Annotated in this window: 17 protein-coding genes; 6 read left to right on the forward strand and 11 right to left on the reverse strand. The window is 55.8% G+C overall.

Annotated features, from left to right (window positions below):
* Positions 1-28 precede the first annotated feature (28 nt).
* On the forward strand, positions 29-781 hold the full coding sequence (locus tag NBV64_RS18960; RefSeq protein ID WP_250756353.1) for a DUF4880 domain-containing protein: 753 nt from the start codon (positions 29-31) through the stop codon (positions 779-781).
* A gap of 27 nt (positions 782-808) precedes the next feature.
* Here the strand turns inward: NBV64_RS18960 and NBV64_RS18965 are convergent, their stop codons facing one another.
* Positions 809-4,111: an autotransporter outer membrane beta-barrel domain-containing protein gene (locus tag NBV64_RS18965; protein ID WP_250756354.1), complete on the reverse strand. Its 3,303-nt coding sequence runs from the start codon at positions 4,109-4,111 to the stop codon at positions 809-811.
* A 280-nt stretch (positions 4,112-4,391) separates the two neighbouring features.
* Between NBV64_RS18965 and NBV64_RS18970 the strand changes: the two genes are divergently transcribed.
* Positions 4,392-4,814 (forward strand): hypothetical protein, encoded by a 423-nt coding sequence (locus tag NBV64_RS18970; RefSeq protein WP_250756355.1) that lies wholly within the window; start codon positions 4,392-4,394, stop codon positions 4,812-4,814.
* Between the two features lie 126 nt (positions 4,815-4,940).
* Here NBV64_RS18970 and NBV64_RS18975 read toward each other — a convergent pair whose 3' ends face one another.
* The 4 genes from NBV64_RS18975 to NBV64_RS18990 form a co-directional block, all read right to left on the reverse strand.
* Positions 4,941-5,330, reverse strand: coding sequence for a DUF6180 family protein (locus tag NBV64_RS18975; protein ID WP_137431124.1), 390 nt, complete (start codon positions 5,328-5,330; stop codon positions 4,941-4,943).
* Between the two features lie 136 nt (positions 5,331-5,466).
* The gene (locus NBV64_RS18980) at positions 5,467-6,504 is read right to left on the reverse strand and encodes a virulence RhuM family protein (protein ID WP_088451666.1); all 1,038 of its coding nucleotides are present in this window, start codon (positions 6,502-6,504) and stop codon (positions 5,467-5,469) included.
* A 43-nt stretch (positions 6,505-6,547) separates the two neighbouring features.
* Positions 6,548-7,921 carry a tRNA uridine-5-carboxymethylaminomethyl(34) synthesis GTPase MnmE gene (gene mnmE, locus NBV64_RS18985; protein WP_009461414.1) on the reverse strand — a complete coding sequence of 458 codons (1,374 nt, stop codon included), beginning with the start codon at positions 7,919-7,921 and terminating at the stop codon, positions 6,548-6,550.
* Positions 7,922-8,189: 268 nt separating this feature from the next.
* Positions 8,190-8,792 (reverse strand): helix-turn-helix domain-containing protein, encoded by a 603-nt coding sequence (locus NBV64_RS18990; RefSeq protein WP_022983402.1) that lies wholly within the window; start codon positions 8,790-8,792, stop codon positions 8,190-8,192.
* A 109-nt stretch (positions 8,793-8,901) separates the two neighbouring features.
* On the opposite strand from NBV64_RS18990, the gene argE reads away from it, so the two are divergent.
* Genes argE through NBV64_RS19010 form a run of 4 tightly spaced genes read left to right on the forward strand, consistent with a single transcriptional unit; the run spans position 8,902 to position 13,112 of the window.
* Positions 8,902-10,098: an acetylornithine deacetylase gene (gene argE / locus NBV64_RS18995; protein ID WP_035274907.1), complete on the forward strand. Its 1,197-nt coding sequence runs from the start codon at positions 8,902-8,904 to the stop codon at positions 10,096-10,098.
* 30 nt (positions 10,099-10,128) lie between these two features.
* Positions 10,129-11,103, forward strand: a complete 975-nt coding sequence (locus tag NBV64_RS19000; protein ID WP_035269514.1) for a threonine ammonia-lyase — start codon at positions 10,129-10,131, stop codon at positions 11,101-11,103.
* A gap of 2 nt (positions 11,104-11,105) precedes the next feature.
* Positions 11,106-12,110, forward strand: a complete 1,005-nt coding sequence (locus NBV64_RS19005; protein ID WP_009461421.1) for an ornithine cyclodeaminase family protein — start codon at positions 11,106-11,108, stop codon at positions 12,108-12,110.
* Between the two features lie 30 nt (positions 12,111-12,140).
* Positions 12,141-13,112 (forward strand): tripartite tricarboxylate transporter substrate-binding protein, encoded by a 972-nt coding sequence (locus NBV64_RS19010; protein WP_250756356.1) that lies wholly within the window; start codon positions 12,141-12,143, stop codon positions 13,110-13,112.
* Positions 13,113-13,281: 169 nt separating this feature from the next.
* Here the strand turns inward: NBV64_RS19010 and NBV64_RS19015 are convergent, their stop codons facing one another.
* The 6 genes from NBV64_RS19015 to rpmH form a co-directional block, all read right to left on the reverse strand.
* The gene (locus NBV64_RS19015) at positions 13,282-13,671 is read right to left on the reverse strand and encodes a VOC family protein (RefSeq protein ID WP_250756358.1); all 390 of its coding nucleotides are present in this window, start codon (positions 13,669-13,671) and stop codon (positions 13,282-13,284) included.
* 105 nt (positions 13,672-13,776) lie between these two features.
* The gene (locus NBV64_RS19020) at positions 13,777-15,219 is read right to left on the reverse strand and encodes a catalase (protein WP_009461427.1); all 1,443 of its coding nucleotides are present in this window, start codon (positions 15,217-15,219) and stop codon (positions 13,777-13,779) included.
* Positions 15,220-15,551: 332 nt separating this feature from the next.
* Positions 15,552-17,219, reverse strand: coding sequence for a membrane protein insertase YidC (yidC, locus tag NBV64_RS19025; RefSeq protein ID WP_009461429.1), 1,668 nt, complete (start codon positions 17,217-17,219; stop codon positions 15,552-15,554).
* Positions 17,220-17,326: 107 nt separating this feature from the next.
* Positions 17,327-17,569: a membrane protein insertion efficiency factor YidD gene (gene yidD, locus NBV64_RS19030; RefSeq protein ID WP_021447161.1), complete on the reverse strand. Its 243-nt coding sequence runs from the start codon at positions 17,567-17,569 to the stop codon at positions 17,327-17,329.
* Positions 17,566-17,931, reverse strand: a complete 366-nt coding sequence (gene rnpA, locus NBV64_RS19035; protein ID WP_009461433.1) for a ribonuclease P protein component — start codon at positions 17,929-17,931, stop codon at positions 17,566-17,568. Before rnpA ends, yidD begins: the two co-directional genes overlap by 4 nt.
* A 69-nt stretch (positions 17,932-18,000) precedes the next feature.
* Positions 18,001-18,135: a 50S ribosomal protein L34 gene (gene rpmH / locus NBV64_RS19040; RefSeq protein ID WP_003800771.1), complete on the reverse strand. Its 135-nt coding sequence runs from the start codon at positions 18,133-18,135 to the stop codon at positions 18,001-18,003.
* Between the last annotated feature and the right edge of the window lie 224 nt (positions 18,136-18,359).

Consider the following 18,359-nt stretch of genomic DNA (forward strand, 5'->3'; position numbering starts at 1 on the left):
GCTTAACTGAACAAGGTTAGATGCCGCTATGACGACATATCAAGGGGAACTGCTGGAGCATACGCAGGCCCACGCACAGGCTGCTTACTGGTTTACTCGCTTGAACTCGGGCGAGGCTACCGCAGCTGAATTACGGGAATTTGAGGATTGGCGCCGTGACAATCCTGAAAACGAACGTTCATATCGATATATTTGCTATTTTTGTGACGCCAGCCTGGATGCGCCCGAGCATGAGATACGCCGTTTATTGGCTGGCTCGGGGGAAAAGCCAGCGTTGCTCAAGCCCTATCACCGTGGTTTGCTGGCTGGTTTACTGGTGTTGGCCTTGGCGCTGACCGTGTTTTTCTCCTGGCCCGAGCCGATATTGCGAGAAGAGCACCTGGTATCGGGGGCTCAAATGCTGGAGCAACGGTTTGTTGATGGGGCCGTGCTGCGCTTGGGTCCGGATTCAGCCCTTGAAATCCGTGAATACGAGGACAGATTGAATCTGCAGCTTTTACGTGGACAGGTCACGCTGTTGCTGGCTGATCCCACACCAAAGAGTGTGACGGTCTTTTCCAGCTTTGCGCAGGCTCGCAGTAACAAGGGGCAGTTTTCGGCTTTTCTGGACAGCGATCAAATGAAATTTGCTGTGGATACTGGATCGGTCGAAGTATCTAGCGGGACATGGTGGCGTCGACAGACTCGGGTCTTGATTCCCGGTCAACATATTGATGTGGATCGATGGTCTGGAATGAAACGGGTTCAACCCGCTCCTGTATCTCCGAATGAGGCCGACTAACAGTCGGCCTCTTACGTTTCAGAGCGTTTAGAACATCCAGTTCAGGAATAATTTACCGTTTATATCGGCACGGCTATCCCCTAATAAACGGGTACTGGCCGACAGACCTAAACGCAGACGCTCGGATTGCTGCAAGCTGATGCTGGTGCCCAGCGCCAAAGCATGGCTATCTACCCGCGCGTAACGACCATCAAAACTCACGGATTGGGCACTGGCGAAGGCCGCCTCCTGGTTCTGGTTACGGCTTAGCAAAGCCTGCTCCCAAGCAATCGATAAGGACGTTTGCAGTTGGCGATCCTGGCTTAAATTCCAGTTTTGACGCAGGGCCAGGCCAATGGAAGCCTGCAAGGCATTTTGGCGGCTGGCGTCCAGGCGCAGACGGCTGGCGGCATCGCCACTCTCTTCCAGTCCAGGGCGCCGGTAATGGAGGTAATCCAGAGCCAGAACCGGCCCGATGCTGCCGTTCTCGCCCAGCGTCCAGTTGTAGCCAGTCTGTACACCGAGCGAGAAGGTATGCCCTGTCCAATCCGAGGAGGGACGTGCTTGATAGCCCGCAAAGCTGATGTTGCGGTTCATCTTGCCCTGTTCGATACCCACACGTAGTTGGGCCAAGCCATTCCAGCCTTCCTGGCTGTAGCCACGGTAGCGGGCATGCACCCCCAGGCCCAGACCGGTCAGCTTGCTCTTGGCCTGGAAGGGGGCGTCTACGTTGACGCGCTGCTCGTTGGCATTACCATGCACCCCCAGGCTCCAGTCACTGCCTTCAGCCCGGTGTTCCGCCCCCAGCATTACCCCATAGGTCTCGCTGCGGTGGTCAACATCGTTGTTACCCAGTTGCCAGTGGTAGCGGCCCCCATAGGTCTGGATGAAGCTTTGCCAGCCGCTCTTGTTGATACCGTCGATTTGGCGCAATTGTTCGGATACCAGTTGTTCGCGACGCAAGGCGGCAGCGGTTTGGGCAGCGTAAGATCCTGCACTTAATTGGTCCAAAGCCAGGCCAATATCGCTGCCATCAGTCCGAGAAAAGTCCATGGCCTGATACACCGCTGCCAGGGACTGATTGCCCGAGGAGGCTTGGGCCAGGCTGGTACCTACCGAGGCTGCATTGGGTGAAGCAGCATATTGCGCATAAGCGTCCTGATTACGGCTGACGGACCAGCCATTGCCGGTACTTTCTACATTCAGGGTGGGGGATGCCAGCGTGGCATTGAGCGCAGCAAACTGCCCTTGTGTCTGGCTGGCAGTGAACACCTTGTCCTGATTCAGTGTCCAGCCGTTCTGATACCAGTCTGGCTGCAAGTCCACGTGCAGTTCACCATCCAGCTGCGCCAAACCTTGCACATCAATATGATCGTTCTGCGTGGTCGAGGCCTCCACCAGAATCCGGCCATCGGCACCTTGGACAAAGTTGCCCTTGATCGTCATGTTCCCGTAGGAATTCCCAGGGCTGAGTGTGCCGTTATTGGTGAAGTTGTATTCAGGGTTGATCGTGAATTCGCTATTGCCGTACAGGGTGGCACCCCGATCTACTCGCAAGCCATACAACTCGTGTTGTCCATTCAAAGAGGTTGCGCCCCCGGCAATGACAACAGCCAGATTGTTTTGACCTTTGATATTGCCGTCATAACGCATCTGGAAGTTAGGATCAGCCGCCTTGGTGGCACGACCGTTTTCATCGGCCTTTTGACCGAAGCTGATGCGGGTCAGGAGCAGTTGCTGGTCAGAGTCGCGACGGTTGTAGTCCGAGGTGATGTCACCAGTAATTTGCGTGCCCTGCAAGATATTGATGTTCTGCACCCAGGCATTGTCTGCGATATGGATGGCTGCTTTCTGGCCCGACAAGGTGCCGGACAGATCGTAATTGCTGATCAAGGCACCTTGCAAAATGGTCGGTACAGCTTGTAGCTGGCCATCCACTACGACTAGCCAGGAGCCGTGATACTCATCGTCGCTACCCATGGCGTTCTGGCCGAAGTCAAACAGGGCTCCGATGCCAGCTTGGCCATCTGCCCGGACCTCACCTTGCTGAACAATATTGTGATGACGTCCATAGCTGAATTGCAGGCCGCGGCCATACCAGCCCTGGGCATGAATACGCGTGGCTTCGGGGATAAGGAGAGTGTTTTCGCTACCATCCACACGTACGCCTACGCCTCCCGGCCCGGCTGTCAGTAAATCCGCCGCCTGGGTAATGATGTTGCGTTCGCCATAAATGTGCAGCCCCAAGCCTTGCGTGGCCATATTGTATTGACCGGGCAGGTAGGCCGTGCCGTTTGCATTGCGGGCAAAGTAGCCATTGGTATTGTTCAGGGTGACACCGTCCCCATAGACCGAATAGCCAAAGAAGTTGCGACGATCAATGCTCAGCCCAATATCCTGCAGGGCGGCAAGCTCGGCTTCCATCAGATTCACATAGTTGCGATAGGTCTGATGGCTCATCAAGCTGTTGCGCAGCTCGGTGTGGCTCATGTAGTTGCGATCCACTCCGTATCGCGGTTGGTCATGAACGTTCAGGATGCTGACGGGGATGCCCGGCATGGCGCCATTCAGGACTTCCTGTACATGATCTCCAGTGAAGTAGCCCTTGTCCTGGCGCAGGTCAAAAGCGGCAGGATCATATGGGTTGGTGCAGACCGAGCACAGGATTTTCTGTCCGGGGCTGGGGGCTCGACCCTGGTCATCGCGCAAGCCCAAGGCCCAGGGGCTAAGGTCATTCAGGAAAAAGGGATCGGGTGGATCAAAGCTGTTTTCAGGCAGGTTGTCGGTGACTGTATTGCTGATGCCCAAAGCATGCGCCAACTCGTGGAAAATGACTGCGTTGTAGTCCGCCTTGCCAGTTAAGGGCAGTTGGCTTGGATTGACGGGGGCGGTATCCAGATCCAGCTTTCCGACGCTGATAACCGCATCGGGGTTGTTTGGGTCACCCTGGAAGATTCCGTGCAAGCGTGCTTGCAAGGCCGACAGGACGAAGTTGGGATGATCAGGGTTACTTAGTTGGGCACCATAGGCATTGGCGTTCTTGTCATTCATGGTGCCCAAGTTGATCACAGCCGGTGTGTAGCCCGCCGGCAGGTCAAGGATTTCGGCCCAGCGCTCCAGTGCGGCACGAATTTTCAGCCGACCATTCTCGTCAATATTCCAGGGGGAAACGCGTGGATTGGATTGATCCGACGTATCGTAACCGCCATCATCCGGCCCATAGACCCGCAACTCAAAGGCTTGTTGACCTTGTTTGTTCAGAATGAATTCTGTCTCGTAGGCATAAGCGCTGCCGGCCCAGCTCAAGGCCAACAGGGTGTGGCCTAGTAGTGCTTTGATTTTGAAGTCCATGGGGTTCAGATAAAGAGAAGACAATGGTTAGGAGGCACTTTTCGTATAAAAGTAAATAAAAGTGTCTTTTCTTGCTACTTATTTCTGAGCTGTGCCGAACAGCTGAGTAAAAGGCGCAACACTTGGTGAACACATCACGGTAAAGAACTACCGGGTTTCAGCCGTAACCCTCTAGGGGATGATGTGTACAAGAGAGGAAAGTATGACCATAGAGATCAGTGGACAGGGTTTAATACATAAACAAACTATGCCCGTGGCTGAACCATTAAACGCGTCGGCCATGACGCCCCCTGTGGTGCCCGAGCAGGAAGAGTCTGGTTCCATAGACTCGTCGGGACGTATCAAGGTGCACCTGTCTCCCATGGGAAAAGATCTGTCGTTGACCAGTCAGCAAGCTCAGAAAAAAGGCCGCGACAAGGACATTGATGACAGCTCTTTGCCTGACGGAGTCAAGGACATACTTAAACGTATCCGCGACCTGAAAGAGCAAATTCAGCAAAAACTGATGGAGTTGCAGCGTATCCAGGCCAGCGACAAAGGTAGTGAAGCGGAAAAGAAACAGGAGCTGGAGCGCGTGCAAGGCGAGCTGACCAGTTTGAACGGTGCTCTGTCCAGTGCCCACGCCATGTTGAACAAGGTTATGGACGACATTGAGCTGGATGGAGATAGCCGTATGGAAGTGGCAGATTTGTTGATGAAGTAAGAAGCCGTTCGACTGGCTTCGGGAGTCCTTGGGGGCGCGGGCGGTTTGTTCGGGCGCAAGCCTGTATGAACCAGTGACTGCGCCCTTTTTTGACTCGGGACAGTCTGGGGCTGCCGTCACTGATACTCAGGGCTGGTTTGCCACCGTCAAGGCCTGCGTAATTTTGTGGTTGAGCTGATGTGGAGACATCAAATCCGCCGTGACCTGTGCTTTGGTGCGAATGATGTAGGCAGTCGATGGATTCAAATCAATGCAATACACCACCAGCGATCCGCCCCCTAGGGGAGCCGCACCAATATAAACCCCTAACTGTTCGCTGGCTGCCGAGTCATTGCGCTGCTGGTAGCCTTCGCCCGCGGCGGTTTGCTGAACGGTATCCAGGCACTGGGCCACGCTGAGACGGGAGATGGAGCGCTGTTCCGCCTCCAATTCCAGAGGCATCCATTCTTGAGCTTGTGCTGCCCAAGCGCCATGAAGCAAAGCTGCCATCAAAACCCACTTGTTGAGTGTGTGCATGATGTCCTCCCGCAGGAGACGATGGAATACCCAGCATAGTCCTGATCGATGAGGACGAGCTTTGATAGGGCTTAATTCAGGGATGAATTTCGGGTTTTTACTGAGGTGGGGGAGCAAGCCGTTTGGAGCGATCAGGCTATTGATCTGATTCCGGACTTGAAGAGCCTAGTTCTTTTATGGCTCTATCAAAGTCGCTCTCAAACAAGCGATCTTGTATGACGCGGTATTTCTCGAACTCGCTTTCAGCATGGGTTTGGGCCAGCTTGGCAGAAATTTTGCCGCTATCTTGCAGAATTTCCCGATCGTCGAACTCCAGAAACATATCCAGGCGTTTGGCCCAGTCTTCCATTGTCATGGGGATTTTTCTGCGGGCGCGGTTTTCAGCCAGCTCCAGATAGGCATTGACGATGCGCCCCAAGGCATCCAGCTCGTCTTGTTTCAGGTAGTTCTTGGCAATACTGATGTCTGTTTTCAATATTTTGCCGTCGGGAGCATTGGCCCAGGAAGTAAGTCCCATATGGGCTTGGCGGCTGTCAGCACGCTGATGAACAAGCTCCGCTGCAGTTTGACCGTGGATGGCGTAATGCAGCTTGTTCTGCACTTTGGCAAAGAAGGTTTTACTGGTCGGGGCGTTTTTGTTGTAGTCCACGCTGGTTGCGTAGATATCGGTGATTTTCTGGTAGAAGCGCCGTTCGCTTAGGCGAATCTCTCGGATTTCTGCCAGCAACTGCTCAAAGTAGTCTTCGTTTAGAAAACTGCCGTTCTCCATGCGCTGACGATCAATCAGGTATCCCTTGATCGCAAATTCGCGCAGGATTTGGGTAGCCCATTGACGGAATTGGGTGGCACGGATGGAGTTGACCCGATAACCGACAGAGATGATGGCGTCCAGATTGTAGAAATCGACTAGGCGCGTGACTTCCCGATTACCTTCCTGCTGAACTATCCGGAATTTCCGGATAGTTGCCTCCGAAGCCAGCTCATTGCTGGCAAAGATGTTTTTCAAGTGCTCACTGACCGTACGCACATCAACGCCAAAAAGCTCCGCCATCAGCTTCTGGGACAACCAGACGGTCTCGTCTTCGTAGCGAGCCTCGATGCTTTGCTCACCCGCCTGACCGGTAAAGATCAGAAATTCAGTGGTGCTATTTCGAATCAGCTTCTTGCCGCTCATGCTTGGCCCCTCTGCACATCGATGGCTCAGTCTTTCGACGAGGTCACTTCCCAATACAAAAACTGGAGAAAATCTCCCCCAGCAAATCATCGCTGCTGAACTCGCCGGTTATCGAGCACAGATCCAGATGTGCCAGGCGGAGCTCTTCTGCAAACAGATCCAATACCTGATCGCTGTGTGTGGCGTGTTCCGCAGCCAGGCCCAGGTGGTACTCCGCGCGCTCCAAGGCCCGCAGGTGTCGTTCTCGTGCCAGCCAGGGGGACTCACTGCCGGGGTTCCAGCCTGCGATATCCAGCAAGGTGCGGCGCAGCGTGTCCAGACCGATGTCCTTACGGGCAGAAATCGGCAGCACGGTGGCGCCGCTTTCTTGTGCCGGCAAGGCCGCCTGTTGCTCAGCTGTCAGCAAGTCTATCTTGTTATAGACGCGCAGCACGGGTACGTGTGATGGCAGGCGAGTGGTAATGGCACTATCGAGCTCGTCTTGCGGGTTGCGAGCATCGAGCAGGTGCACGATCACGTTCGCCTTGGCGATTTCGTCCCAGGTTCGGGCGATACCGATGCGCTCTACGGTGTCCTCGGTTTCACGCAGACCAGCGGTGTCCACGATATGTAGCGGGATGCCATCGATGTGGATCAGCTGCATGACGCGGTCGCGGGTGGTGCCGGCGATGTCGGTCACGATGGCCACATCTTCACCGGCCAGGGCGTTGAGCAGGCTGGATTTACCCACATTGGGCTGGCCTGCCAGTACAACGTGCAGGCCCTCGCGCAGGATCGCCCCTTGACGCGAATGCTGCAGGATGCGTTCCAGCTCGTCCTGTATGCCTTGCAGGGTGGCCGCCGCCTGATACTTTTCCAGGAAGTCGATTTCTTCTTCGGGGAAATCCAGCGTAGCTTCTACCAGCATGCGCAGGTGAATGATACGGTCGGCCAGGGCGTTGACGTTGTTGGAAAACACGCCGGATAGGGACGCGACGGCACTGCGGGCCGCGGCTTCCGATGAAGCGTCAATCAAGTCGGCCACGGCCTCGGCCTGGGCCAGGTCCAGTCTGTCATTCAAGAAGGCGCGCTGGGTGAACTCGCCAGGCTCGGCCAGGCGCAGGCCCTGATCTTTACCCGCTTCCAGGCAGCGATCCAGCAGGCGGCGCAGAACAGCCGGGCCGCCGTGGCCCTGCAGCTCCAGCACATCTTCGCCGGTATAAGAATGCGGGCCTTTAAAGAACAGCGCGATGCCCTCGTCGATTGCCTCGCCTTGTGCGTCCTTGAAGGGCAAAAAGTGCGCATGACGCGCTTGCAGCGTACGGCCAAACAGGGTCTGGATCAGAGCATCAAGCTCCTTGCCGGACACACGGATGACACCAATACCACCCCGGCCGGGGGCGGTGGCAATAGCCACAATAGGGGAAGAACTGGACATGGGCAGATCGATCAAAGAGGCAGAACAGAGCCGTATTGTAATGGAGCAGGTGGATGGTTCGGGCTTGGAGCGTTAGCCCTTGTTGGTATCTGAAATGCTTGCTTTTATGTACTTGTGGCCCAGGCTCTTGAGAATCAGGCAATCAGGCAATCAGGCAATCAGGCAATCCAGCAGACATCTGGGCTATCTAATCGGGGACAAAGCAAATAAACGAGCTCTTTGGTATGCCACCAAAGCGTCAAAAGCTAACTGTCTACGCCTCTTGAGTCTAATGATTGTTCACACAAACCACCAAGATCTCCACGCTTTCCCCGTGTTCGCACAGGTACAAGTGGCCCAGATTGCTTTTGAAGTAGATGCTGTCGCGCGCCTGCAGCACGTGGCGGCGCCCGTCCTGAAACTGCATGGTCAACTGCCCTTCGATCACAAAAATAAATTCTTCGCCTTCGTGCTGGCTGAAGTCGCTGGCATCGCGTGGTTTACCGGCCAGGACACGCCCGTGCATGGGCGTCATTTTCTTGTTGATCCATTCCGATGCCAGCATGCCGTATTCATAACGATGCGCATGGTAGGTCACGGTACGTGAAGCCCGTCCCACCAGAATATCCATGCCGGATTCATTTTGATCGCGAGGTGTCTTGAACAGGTCGGACAAATCCATCTTCAAGGCCCGGCTGACGGCCAGAAATTTTTCGTAGCTCAGGCCAATCAGGCCGCGCTCTGCCTTGGACAGGGTGGACAAAGACACATTGGATAAGCGTGCCAACATCAGCAGGGTCAGGCCCTGTCGTTTGCGTTCATCACGTATGCGCGCCCCCATGGCTGTTTTGCTCAATAAGTTGGGGGCGGTGTTGGCTAAGTCTTTTGTCATAACCTAAAGAAGTAAAAAACCATCTTCTTATAAATAATATTAATTTTCTTATAGGAAAACTCTGTCCTATTGTATAGAACTACACGTTTTACGCTGGGAGAAAGAAGGCATGACTGCGTTGTTTGATCCTACTGCTTATCCCTCTACCTCGGTGGAATGGATACAGAAACTGATTGCTTATGATACGACAAGCCGGGAATCCAACCTGGAACTGATTCATGACGTGCAGGCCTATTTGCAGCAGCAAGGGCTGGAAACTGTGCTGACGCATGACGCCAGCGGCCGCAAGGCCAATCTGTTCGCTACGATTCCGGCTGCCGATGGCACGCGTACGGGTGGCATTGTTTTGTCGGGCCATACTGATGTGGTGCCTGTCGATGGCCAGAACTGGAGTAGTGACCCTTTCAAAGCCGAGATTCGCGACGACCGCCTGTATGGCCGCGGTACTTGCGACATGAAAGGCTTTGTCGGTGTGACTTTGCAATTGGTTCCTGAAATGCTGGCGACCAAGCTGGCCAAACCCATCCACCTGGCCTACTCCTACGACGAAGAAGTCGGTTGTGTCGGCGCGCCCGTCATGATTGATGACTTGGTCCGCCGTGGCGTGAAACCGGAAGGCTGCGTGGTGGGTGAACCCACCAGCATGCGCACCATCGTGGCGCATAAAGGCATTAACGCCTATCGCTGCCGGGTGCACGGTCATGCCGCGCACTCCTCGCTGACCCCCAAGGGTGTGAACGCGATTGAGCATGCGGCACGCATCATCACGGCTATTCGTGATCTGGCCGACGACTACAAGAGCATGGGCCCTTATGACCATGATTTTGACGTGCCCTTCACCACTTTGCAGACCAGCATGATTCGTGGCGGTATCGCCTTGAATACCGTACCTGACCTTTGCGAGTTTGAATTTGAATACCGCAATCTGCCCGGCGTGGACCCTGAGCCGATCTTGCAGGAAATCCGTGAGTTCATCGACCTGAAAGTCCTGCCTGCCATGCGCCGCGAGCATCCGGATGCTTTGGTGGAGCTGGAGAAACTGGCCAGCGCCCCTGGCCTGAATCCTGAAGAGCAGGCTGCCATTACCAAGCTGGTGCGTGAACTGACGCGGGACGACACGGTGCGCAAAGTGGCCTATGGCACCGAGGCAGGTCTGTTCCAGCAAGCCGGTATCCCTTCGATTATTTGTGGTCCCGGCAATATCGAGCAGGCCCATCGTCCCGACGAGTACGTAGAACTGGCGCAAGTGGAGCAGTGCGAGCAGTTCTTGCGCGCTCTGATTCGCAGCCAGGCTGTAGCCTCTTAAAAATAGACAAACAGGTTTCAAGGCAAACCCATGACAACAGAAAAAGTTACCAAGGAAAATGTGGTGCAGGCGCATGAGCGTCTGCGTCCCTATGTGCGCCAGACGCCCGTGTTCGATTACCAGACCGGGCGTCTGGATAGCGCCGTCAATTTCAAGTTTGAGCATTTGCAGGCCTCGGGCACGTTCAAGGCACGCGGTGCTTTCAACAATTTGCTGAGCTTGTCCGAAGAAGCACGCCAGCAAGGGGTGACTTGCGTTTCTGCAGGTAACCACGCCGTGGCCGTGGCCTATGCCGCCCATCAAATGGGGGTGAAAGCCAAGACCGTGATGATCAAGACGGCCAGCCCGGCGCGCGTAGCCCTGTGCCGTGAATATGGGGCCGAGATCGTCTTTGCTGACAATGGCGAGCAGGCGTTTGAACTGGTGCGTCAGATAGAGAAGGACGAACAGAAGACCTTCATTCATCCGTTCAGCACCTACCCCACCGTGCTGGGAACCGCCACGCTGGGCTACGAATGGTTGCAGCAAGCGGGCAAGCTGGACGCGGTGCTGGTGCCCATTGGGGGCGGTGGCTTGGCCGCCGGTGTGTCGGCTGCTGTCAAGCTGTGGCAGCCTGATTGCGTGGTCTATGGCATCGAGCCTGTGGGAGCAAACGTCATGGCGCTTAGCCGCCAGGCTGGCGAGCCGCAAAAAATCGGCGCCATGCAGTCCATCGCAGACAGTCTGATGGCTCCGCATACCGACGAGTTCAGCTTCCGTGTGTGTCAGGACAATATCGATACGCTGGTGACCGTCAACGACGACCAGATCCGTGCAGGGATGCACTTCCTGTTCAACGAATTCAAGATGGCGACCGAACCGGCTTGCGCTGTGGCAACGGCTGCCTTGATGTTTCCCTTGCGCAAACATCTGGCCGGGCAACGAGTGGGCGTGCTGTTCTGCGGCTCCAATACGGATACCGACACCTTTATCCGCCATATCACCACGCCACTGGCGCAAGGCTAATCATGCAGCTAAGCGTTTATGTAGCAAAAGCCCAGGAAGTGTATGAAGGGCTGGATATGGGGGCGGCGATTGATCTGATGCGCCAGGGTTTTGTCGCCATGCAGCAAGGGCGTATTGACCAGCCCTTGCGTACGATTGTGCGCAGCCATTTGTCCAGCGGCTTTCTGGGCATGATGCCTGCCTGCATCAACATGCCGGAGATTTATCCCGAGCCTTTGTACGGTGCCAAGATGGGCACCCTGTTTCCAGACAATGTGCGCCTGGGTAAGGACCCCCATCAAGGCTGCGTGCTCTTGATGAGCGGCTTGACCGGCGAAACACGTGCCATTCTGGATGCCAGCAGCGTGACGGCCTTGCGTACCGCAGCGGTCAGTGGCCTGGCCACCGACATGCTGGCGCGCCCGGATGCCAGTGTGCTGACCTTGTTTGGTGGCGGGCATCAGGCCTTGTGGCAGTTGCGTGCCGTGGCGCAAGTGCGTCGCTTGAGCAACGTATTTGTGATTACCCGCTCCGCACAGTCGGCTCAGCATTTCATTGAGGAAGCCCAGGCGTATCTGGATTGCCCCTTGATAGCTGGAGTCTCGGCCCAGGAAGCCGTGTCTCAATCGGATATGGTACTGACGGCCACCAGCTCTGCCACGCCTGTCTTGCAGCGCGAATGGCTGCGCCCTGGCACGCACATCACTGCCATGGGTTCCAGCACACCCGCCAGCAGTGAACTGGATGGCCCCACCATGACGGCAGGCCGTTTGTTTGTGGACCGTGCGCAATCCACTCGTAACGAGTCGGGCGAGTTCTTGAATGCGTGCAAGCAGGGCTACTTGTCGGCGGATACCGAGTTGAACGAGCTGGGTGCCGTTCTGGAGGGGCAATCCGCAGGCCGCATCAACAATGAAGAAATCACGATTTTTAAATCCTTGGGCTTGGCATTCGAGGACGTATTGACGGCTGCCGCTTTGTTAAGCCGTCATGCCGCACAAGGAAATGGACGAGTAGTAGAACTTTAATAGCGTCATCAAGAGGTAGGGAGACAAGTAATGAAAAAGAAATGGGCGCAGGTTTTGCTGGGAACGGCGTTGGCCTTGGCAACAGGCATGTCTGTTGCCAGCAAGTTGCCGGACACCATACGTTTGGTCGTAGGTTATCCGGCCGGAGGAACAGCGGATGCCGTCGCGCGGGTGTATGCCGAGCAATTGCGTGAAAAGCTGGGAGTGAATGTGGTGGTGGATAACCGCGCAGGCGCGGGCGGGCAGGTTGCCGCTCAAGGATTTTTGCGCTCGCCTACCGATGGCTCGGTGCTGTTGGTCGCCAATAATCACATGATGACCACCCTGCCCCTGACCGTAAAAACGGTCAGCTACGATCCAATAAAGGATTTTGCGCCGGTAGCCGTGATCGCCAAGTTCGAACATATCTTTGTGGTGGGTAAAACCACGCCTGCCAATACCTTGCAGGAGTACGTGGAGCTGGTGCGCAAAGAACCGGAAAAGTACGGCCACTATGGCATTCCCGCCCCCGGCAGTGCCCCTCAGTTCATTGGCTTCAGCATCGCCAAGAAGAACGATATCCAGATGTCCCCCGTGCCTTATAAAGGGGGTGCCCCTTTGATCAACGACCTGCTGGGTGACCATATACCCGCTGGCGTGGATGCGGTGGGCATGATTACCGAACACGTTGCCGCCGGTTCGGTGCGGGTGCTGGGGATTACCGGCGCGGAACGCCTGCCTATCTTGAAAGACGTGCCCACCTTTGCAGAAATGGGCTATGGCGACCTGAAAGCGTCGGGCTGGATGGGGATTTTTGCCCCGCTGGGCATGGAGCCGGAGATGGTCAAACAGTTCCAGGACGCCTTCAATGAAGTGGCCAAGCTGCCACGCATTGAAAGCGCGATTGTGCCCATCGGCTTCCGACCCGAGTCGGGCGATGCGCAGGAGCTATCGCGCATTGTTCAGAACGACCTGGACACTTGGGGACCCATCATCAAGGAGTCGGGGTATTTGCAGCAGTAAAACTCAAGGATGTGGAAAAACGCCCCGCAAGTTTGAGTGTGGGGCGTTTTTGCTTCTACGTGTAGTTTTCTAACCGCTCTGAACAAGTCGATGTTAGCAAGACCCGGACACGCCCCTGTCAGATTGCGCTTGAGGTGCACGGAATGCATATCCCGAATCCAGCACAAACTTAATTAACCGGCGTACACAACTCCACCACAATGCGCTCCGGTGTTTGTACATAAGACACCACCTGTCCCCAAGGCTTGTCCTGCGGCGGTGCCAGTTCCGTGCCCCCTTCTGCCAGCGCCTTGGCATGAGCGGCAGGTACATCATCGCAGACCAGGGCAACTTCGATGCCCAGCGGCACTTCTGACGCGTGCGGTGACAAATGGCCTTTTGGGTAGTTCATGTAGGCCAGCATTTCCCCCGCAAAGGCCAAGGTGGTTTGGCCGGTTTCCAGCTCGCCGTACAAGCCGGTTTCATGCAGCATTTTGGTGGTCAAGCCAAACGCGCGGTTGAAGTAATCCAGTGCCTGGCCGACGTCGGGAACGTAGATGATGGTGTAGCCAAATTTCATGGTGGGGCTCGGTAGGAAGACGCAGGGCCAGTGCAAAAAAAAATCGGCTCCCCGATTGTAGATGGGGAGCCGATTCTTTGATGGCTTAAACAGCCCGGTCAGGGTTTAAAGCTGACCGCGTTTTGTCAGTTCTGCTTTGACACCTGCACCGTAGGCAGGATCTGCCTTGGTGAAGTGACCCAGCTGACGCTCGATGATTTCCTTGGGAACACCGGCCATGGCGTCGGCAATATTGCTGAACAGACGCTGCTTTTCTTCGTCGTTGAACAGGCGGAACAGATTGCCGGGCTGCGAGTAGTAATCATCATCCACGCGGTGATCCCAGTGATCTGCCGGCTGGCCGTCCAGCGCCAGAGGCGGTTCGCTACGGGGAGCCTGTTGCCATTCGCCCTGGCTGTTGGGCTCGTAGTTGATCGTGCCGCCGTTATTGTCGCCAGTACGCATGGCGCCATCGCGGTGGTAGCTGTGGAACGGGCAACGCGGTGCGTTCACTGGCAGCAGCCCGTGGTTCACGCCCAGACGGTAACGCTGGGTGTCGCCGTAGGAAAAGATACGACCTTGCAGCATGCGGTCGGGCGAGTGACCAATGCCGGGCACCAGGTTGGCAGGCGTAAAGGCGGCTTGCTCCACTTGGGCAAAGTAGTTGGTGGGGTTCTCGTTCAACTCCAGCATGCCCACATCGATCAGCGGGAAGTCGCCATGTGGCCAGACCTTGGTCACGTCAAAGGGGTTGATGTGGTAGGTGCGCGCCTGCTCTTCGGTCATGATCTGAATGCGCAGCGCCCAGCGTGGGAAGTTGCCCTTTTCAATGTTCTCGTATAGATCGCGCTGCGAGCTCTCGCGGTCCTGGCCCACGACTTTGGCGGCTTCTTCATTGGTGTAGTTGGCAATGCCCTGCTGGGATTTGAAGTGGAACTTCACCCAGTGGCGCTCGCCCTTGTCGTTGATCAGGCTGTAGGTGTGCGAACCAAAGCCGTGCTGCTGGCGCAGGTTACAGGGCAAACCGCGGTCGCTCATCAAGATGGTGACCTGGTGCAAGGATTCGGGCGACAAGGACCAGAAATCCCAGGCGGCGCTCATGTTGCGCAGGTGGCTGCGCGGGTCGCGTTTCTGTGTGTGGATGAAGTCGGGGAACTTCAGTGGATCCCGTATAAAGAAGACAGGAGTGTTATTGCCCACGAGGTCCCAGTTTCCGTCTTCTGTATAGAATTTGAGGGCAAATCCTCGAACGTCGCGTTCTGCATCGGCGGCTCCTGCTTCACCTGCTACGGTGGAAAAACGTAAGAAAACGGGTGTCTTGCTGCCTGGCTTGAAGACCTTGGCCATGCTGTACTTCGTGATGTCGTGCGTGACGGTAAAGGTACCGAAAGCGCCCGAGCCTTTGGCGTGTACGACACGCTCCGGGATGCGTTCTCGGTCAAAGTGAGCCAGCTTCTCCAGCAGCCAATAATCCTGCATCAGGACGGGACCACGAGGGCCTGCCGTCATGGAGTTCTGGTTCTCCTCAACCGGGCGGCCAGCGGCGGTTGTCAGGGTTTTGTTGCTCATTGTGTTTCTCCGTTGAAGCTGACCCGAACCGAGGGGGGCGGGTCGTTTTAAGAAGTTGAGATCAGTCTACTTGCCTTGGTCGAAATAGTTAAATCAAATGATTTTAGTGAACAAATAGCTTTTTGCTATCAAGACGGTTTTCATCCCGATCATAGCGGTAAGTAGAAACGCTGCGCATGAATTTTCTATGAGCAGAATCTGAAAAGTTAATCAATGTTTGTAAATACGGGCCTTTAGCGAGGTTGGGCAGGATCGTTCCGAGTGATCTGGCATGGGTAGCAGGCAAAAAAAAACCCCGCTAAACGTAGCGAGGTTTTTTGTGTCAGAGCGAATTAGCTGTTGGCTGCTTTCGCGCTGTTCTTTTCGATCTGCACCATGATGTAGCGCTGCTGGGCAATGGACAGGATGTTGTTCACGCACCAGTACAGAACCAGACCGGCGGGGAAGAAGAACATCATGCCACCAAAGACCAGAGGCATCAGCATCATGACTTTGGCTTGCATTGGATCAGGCGGGGTGGGGTTCAGCTTGATCTGCAGGAACATGGTACCCATCATGATGGCGGGCAGAATCATCCATGGGTCGCGTGCGGCCAAGTCGTGAATCCACAGAATCCAGGGTGCACCGCGCATCTCGACGCTGCCCAGCAGCACCCAGTACAGCGCAATGAACACAGGGATCTGAACCAGCATGGGCAAACAGCCACCCAGCGGGTTGATCTTCTCGGTGCGGTACATCTCCATCATGGCGGCGTTCAGCTTGGCCTTGTCGTCACCGAACTTCTCGCGCAGGGCTTGCATGCGTGGCGCAAATTGCTTCATCTTGGCCATGGAGCGGTAGCTGGCGGCCGACAGCGGGAAGAACACCAGCTTGATCAGCACGGTCAGCGCCACAATGGCCCAGCCCCAGTTACCCAGCAGGGAGTGCAGCCAGGTCAGCAGCTTGAACAAAGGCTTGGAGATGATCGTCAGCCAGCCGTAGTCCACCACCAGATCCAGACCGGTAGCCAGTTGCGACATGGCTTTCTGGTCTTGCGGGCCTACCCACAGGGAGGCGTCCACAGCCTTGCTTTGGCCAGCGGCGATCGAACCGACCGATTCCAGCGTGCGCACGGCGTACAGATTGTTGCCCAGCTTCAGGATTTCGTTGGTGCGTTGCAGATCCTGGGCAGGAACCCAGGCGGTTGCAAAGTAGTGCTGCACCATGCCGATCCAGCCGTTATCCACGCTGCGCGCGTAGGTGGCCTTGTTCTTGTCGATGTCCGAGAAGGTGATCTTCTGGAATTTGTCGCCGCTGGAGTAAACCACAGGACCGGTAAAGGTGCTGTACAGGCGGGAAGAGTCGGGTGGGTTGTTGCCGTCGCGAGTCAGTTGCAGGTACAGGCGTGGGTCAATCGCGGCGCCGGTATTGTTCTGGATGTCGTGACGAACCTGGATGTCGTAGCGACCCTTGTGCAGCGTGTAGGTCTTGGTGACTTTCACGTCGTCCGAAGTCGCTTCAAACACCACGTCCAGCGTATCGCCCGTCATGCTGCGCTGGCTCGAGACCAGGGTGAACGGGGTCAGGTGGTTGGGCAGGTTCTGGCCAGAGGCACCCACAATACCGGACTGGGCCAGGTAGGTGGAGGCGGGCGAGTTATCCAGCAGCACCATGGGCTGCTCGGGGTTCTCGGGCGAACCGTACTTCAACAGCTCGGCCTTGATCAGCTGGGCACCTTCGGTGCTAAAGCCCAGCTTGTAGACGTCTGTCGTGATGTCGATAGTTTGCGCTGTGGCAGACACCGCGCTGTTGCTCGAAGGCAAGGCAGCAGACGCAGTCGGCTCTTGAGCAGCGGGAACACCACCGTTTGCGGCAGGTTCGTCGGAGGCTGCTGGCGCTTGTGTGGTGGCTGGGGTGGAAGCGAACAGCGATGGTTTGCCGTTGTATTCCTGCCAGTTGTTCCACAGCAGCAGCAGTGCAAAGGAGAAGATCATCCATAGGATGGTGCGTCGGATATCCATAGCGCCTGTATCACATTTATAAAGCTGAGCAAAAGCTTAGCAGTTTAACGTAGCTGGTCAGCAAACAGGGGGTTGCCTTGAAAAACAAGGCGCAGACCAGGACGATTTCAGAAAGTGTTGCGGTCTTCGGGCGTGCGAGCGGGCACAGGATCATGCCCTCCCTTGCACCAGGGATTGCAGCGGCAGATGCGTACACCACCGAGCCATAGCCCTTTGAGCGGGCCATGAATTTCAATGGCCTGCAAGGCATAGTTGGAGCAGCTGGGAGTAAAGCGGCAGTTTCTACCGATCCATGGACTCAGAAAAAACTGGTAAAAGCGGATCGGTGCCGAAGCCAGTTTGCGCATCATGGCCGTACCTTGGAGAACAAGGTGTCGGCCTCGGTGCGAACCAGTTGCTTCAGGGCAGTCAGCGACACCTGGGGTACCTTGCTGTGCAGCCTGAAGACATAGGCGGCATTGGGCAAGCCTTCACGTTTGTGGCGGAAGGTTTCACGCAAGATACGCTTGATGGTGTTGCGGGTGACGGCGCGGTTGGCAAAGCGCTTGGGGACGATCAGTCCCAGACGGGCGCCTTCGGTCTGGTGTGGATCTTCGCCACGAGAGCGAGTGACCACGAACAAAGCCCCGCGACCTACGCGTTGCCCTTTAAGAGACTGTGCGTATTCGGTGGGGCTATGTAAGCGAGCCGTAGCTGGAAAGGAGGCACGCATGATGCGTATCGTGGGAGTCGGGCTTTAGATAATAGATCCATCACCCTGGGCCCCGCATCCCGACATGGCTTATACAGCCAGACGTTTGCGACCTTTAGCGCGACGTGCGTTCAAAACAGCGCGGCCACCGCGAGTTTTCATGCGAACGCGAAAACCGTGGGTACGCTTGCGACGGGTAACAGAGGGTTGGTAGGTGCGTTTCATGGTGTATCCAAAAAAATGAGCCGCCAGAAATCGCAGAAAATCTCCACCCCGACAGCGCAAACGCTTGGGATCTGGCAACAGAAAATCGTGTTAAGCCCGTCATTTCAGCAAATTCTTTCTGTTGTGTCAATTATTTAGCCCGATATTACGCAACTAAATTTGTTAGCCTGTGGATAACTTGGCACAGCTCAGGGTAGAATCGAGGTTTACAGAAGTGATGACCG

Origin of the sequence: Alcaligenes sp. DN25 (assembly GCF_023674485.1) — a bacterium.
GTDB lineage: Bacteria > Pseudomonadota > Gammaproteobacteria > Burkholderiales > Burkholderiaceae_B > Alcaligenes > Alcaligenes phenolicus.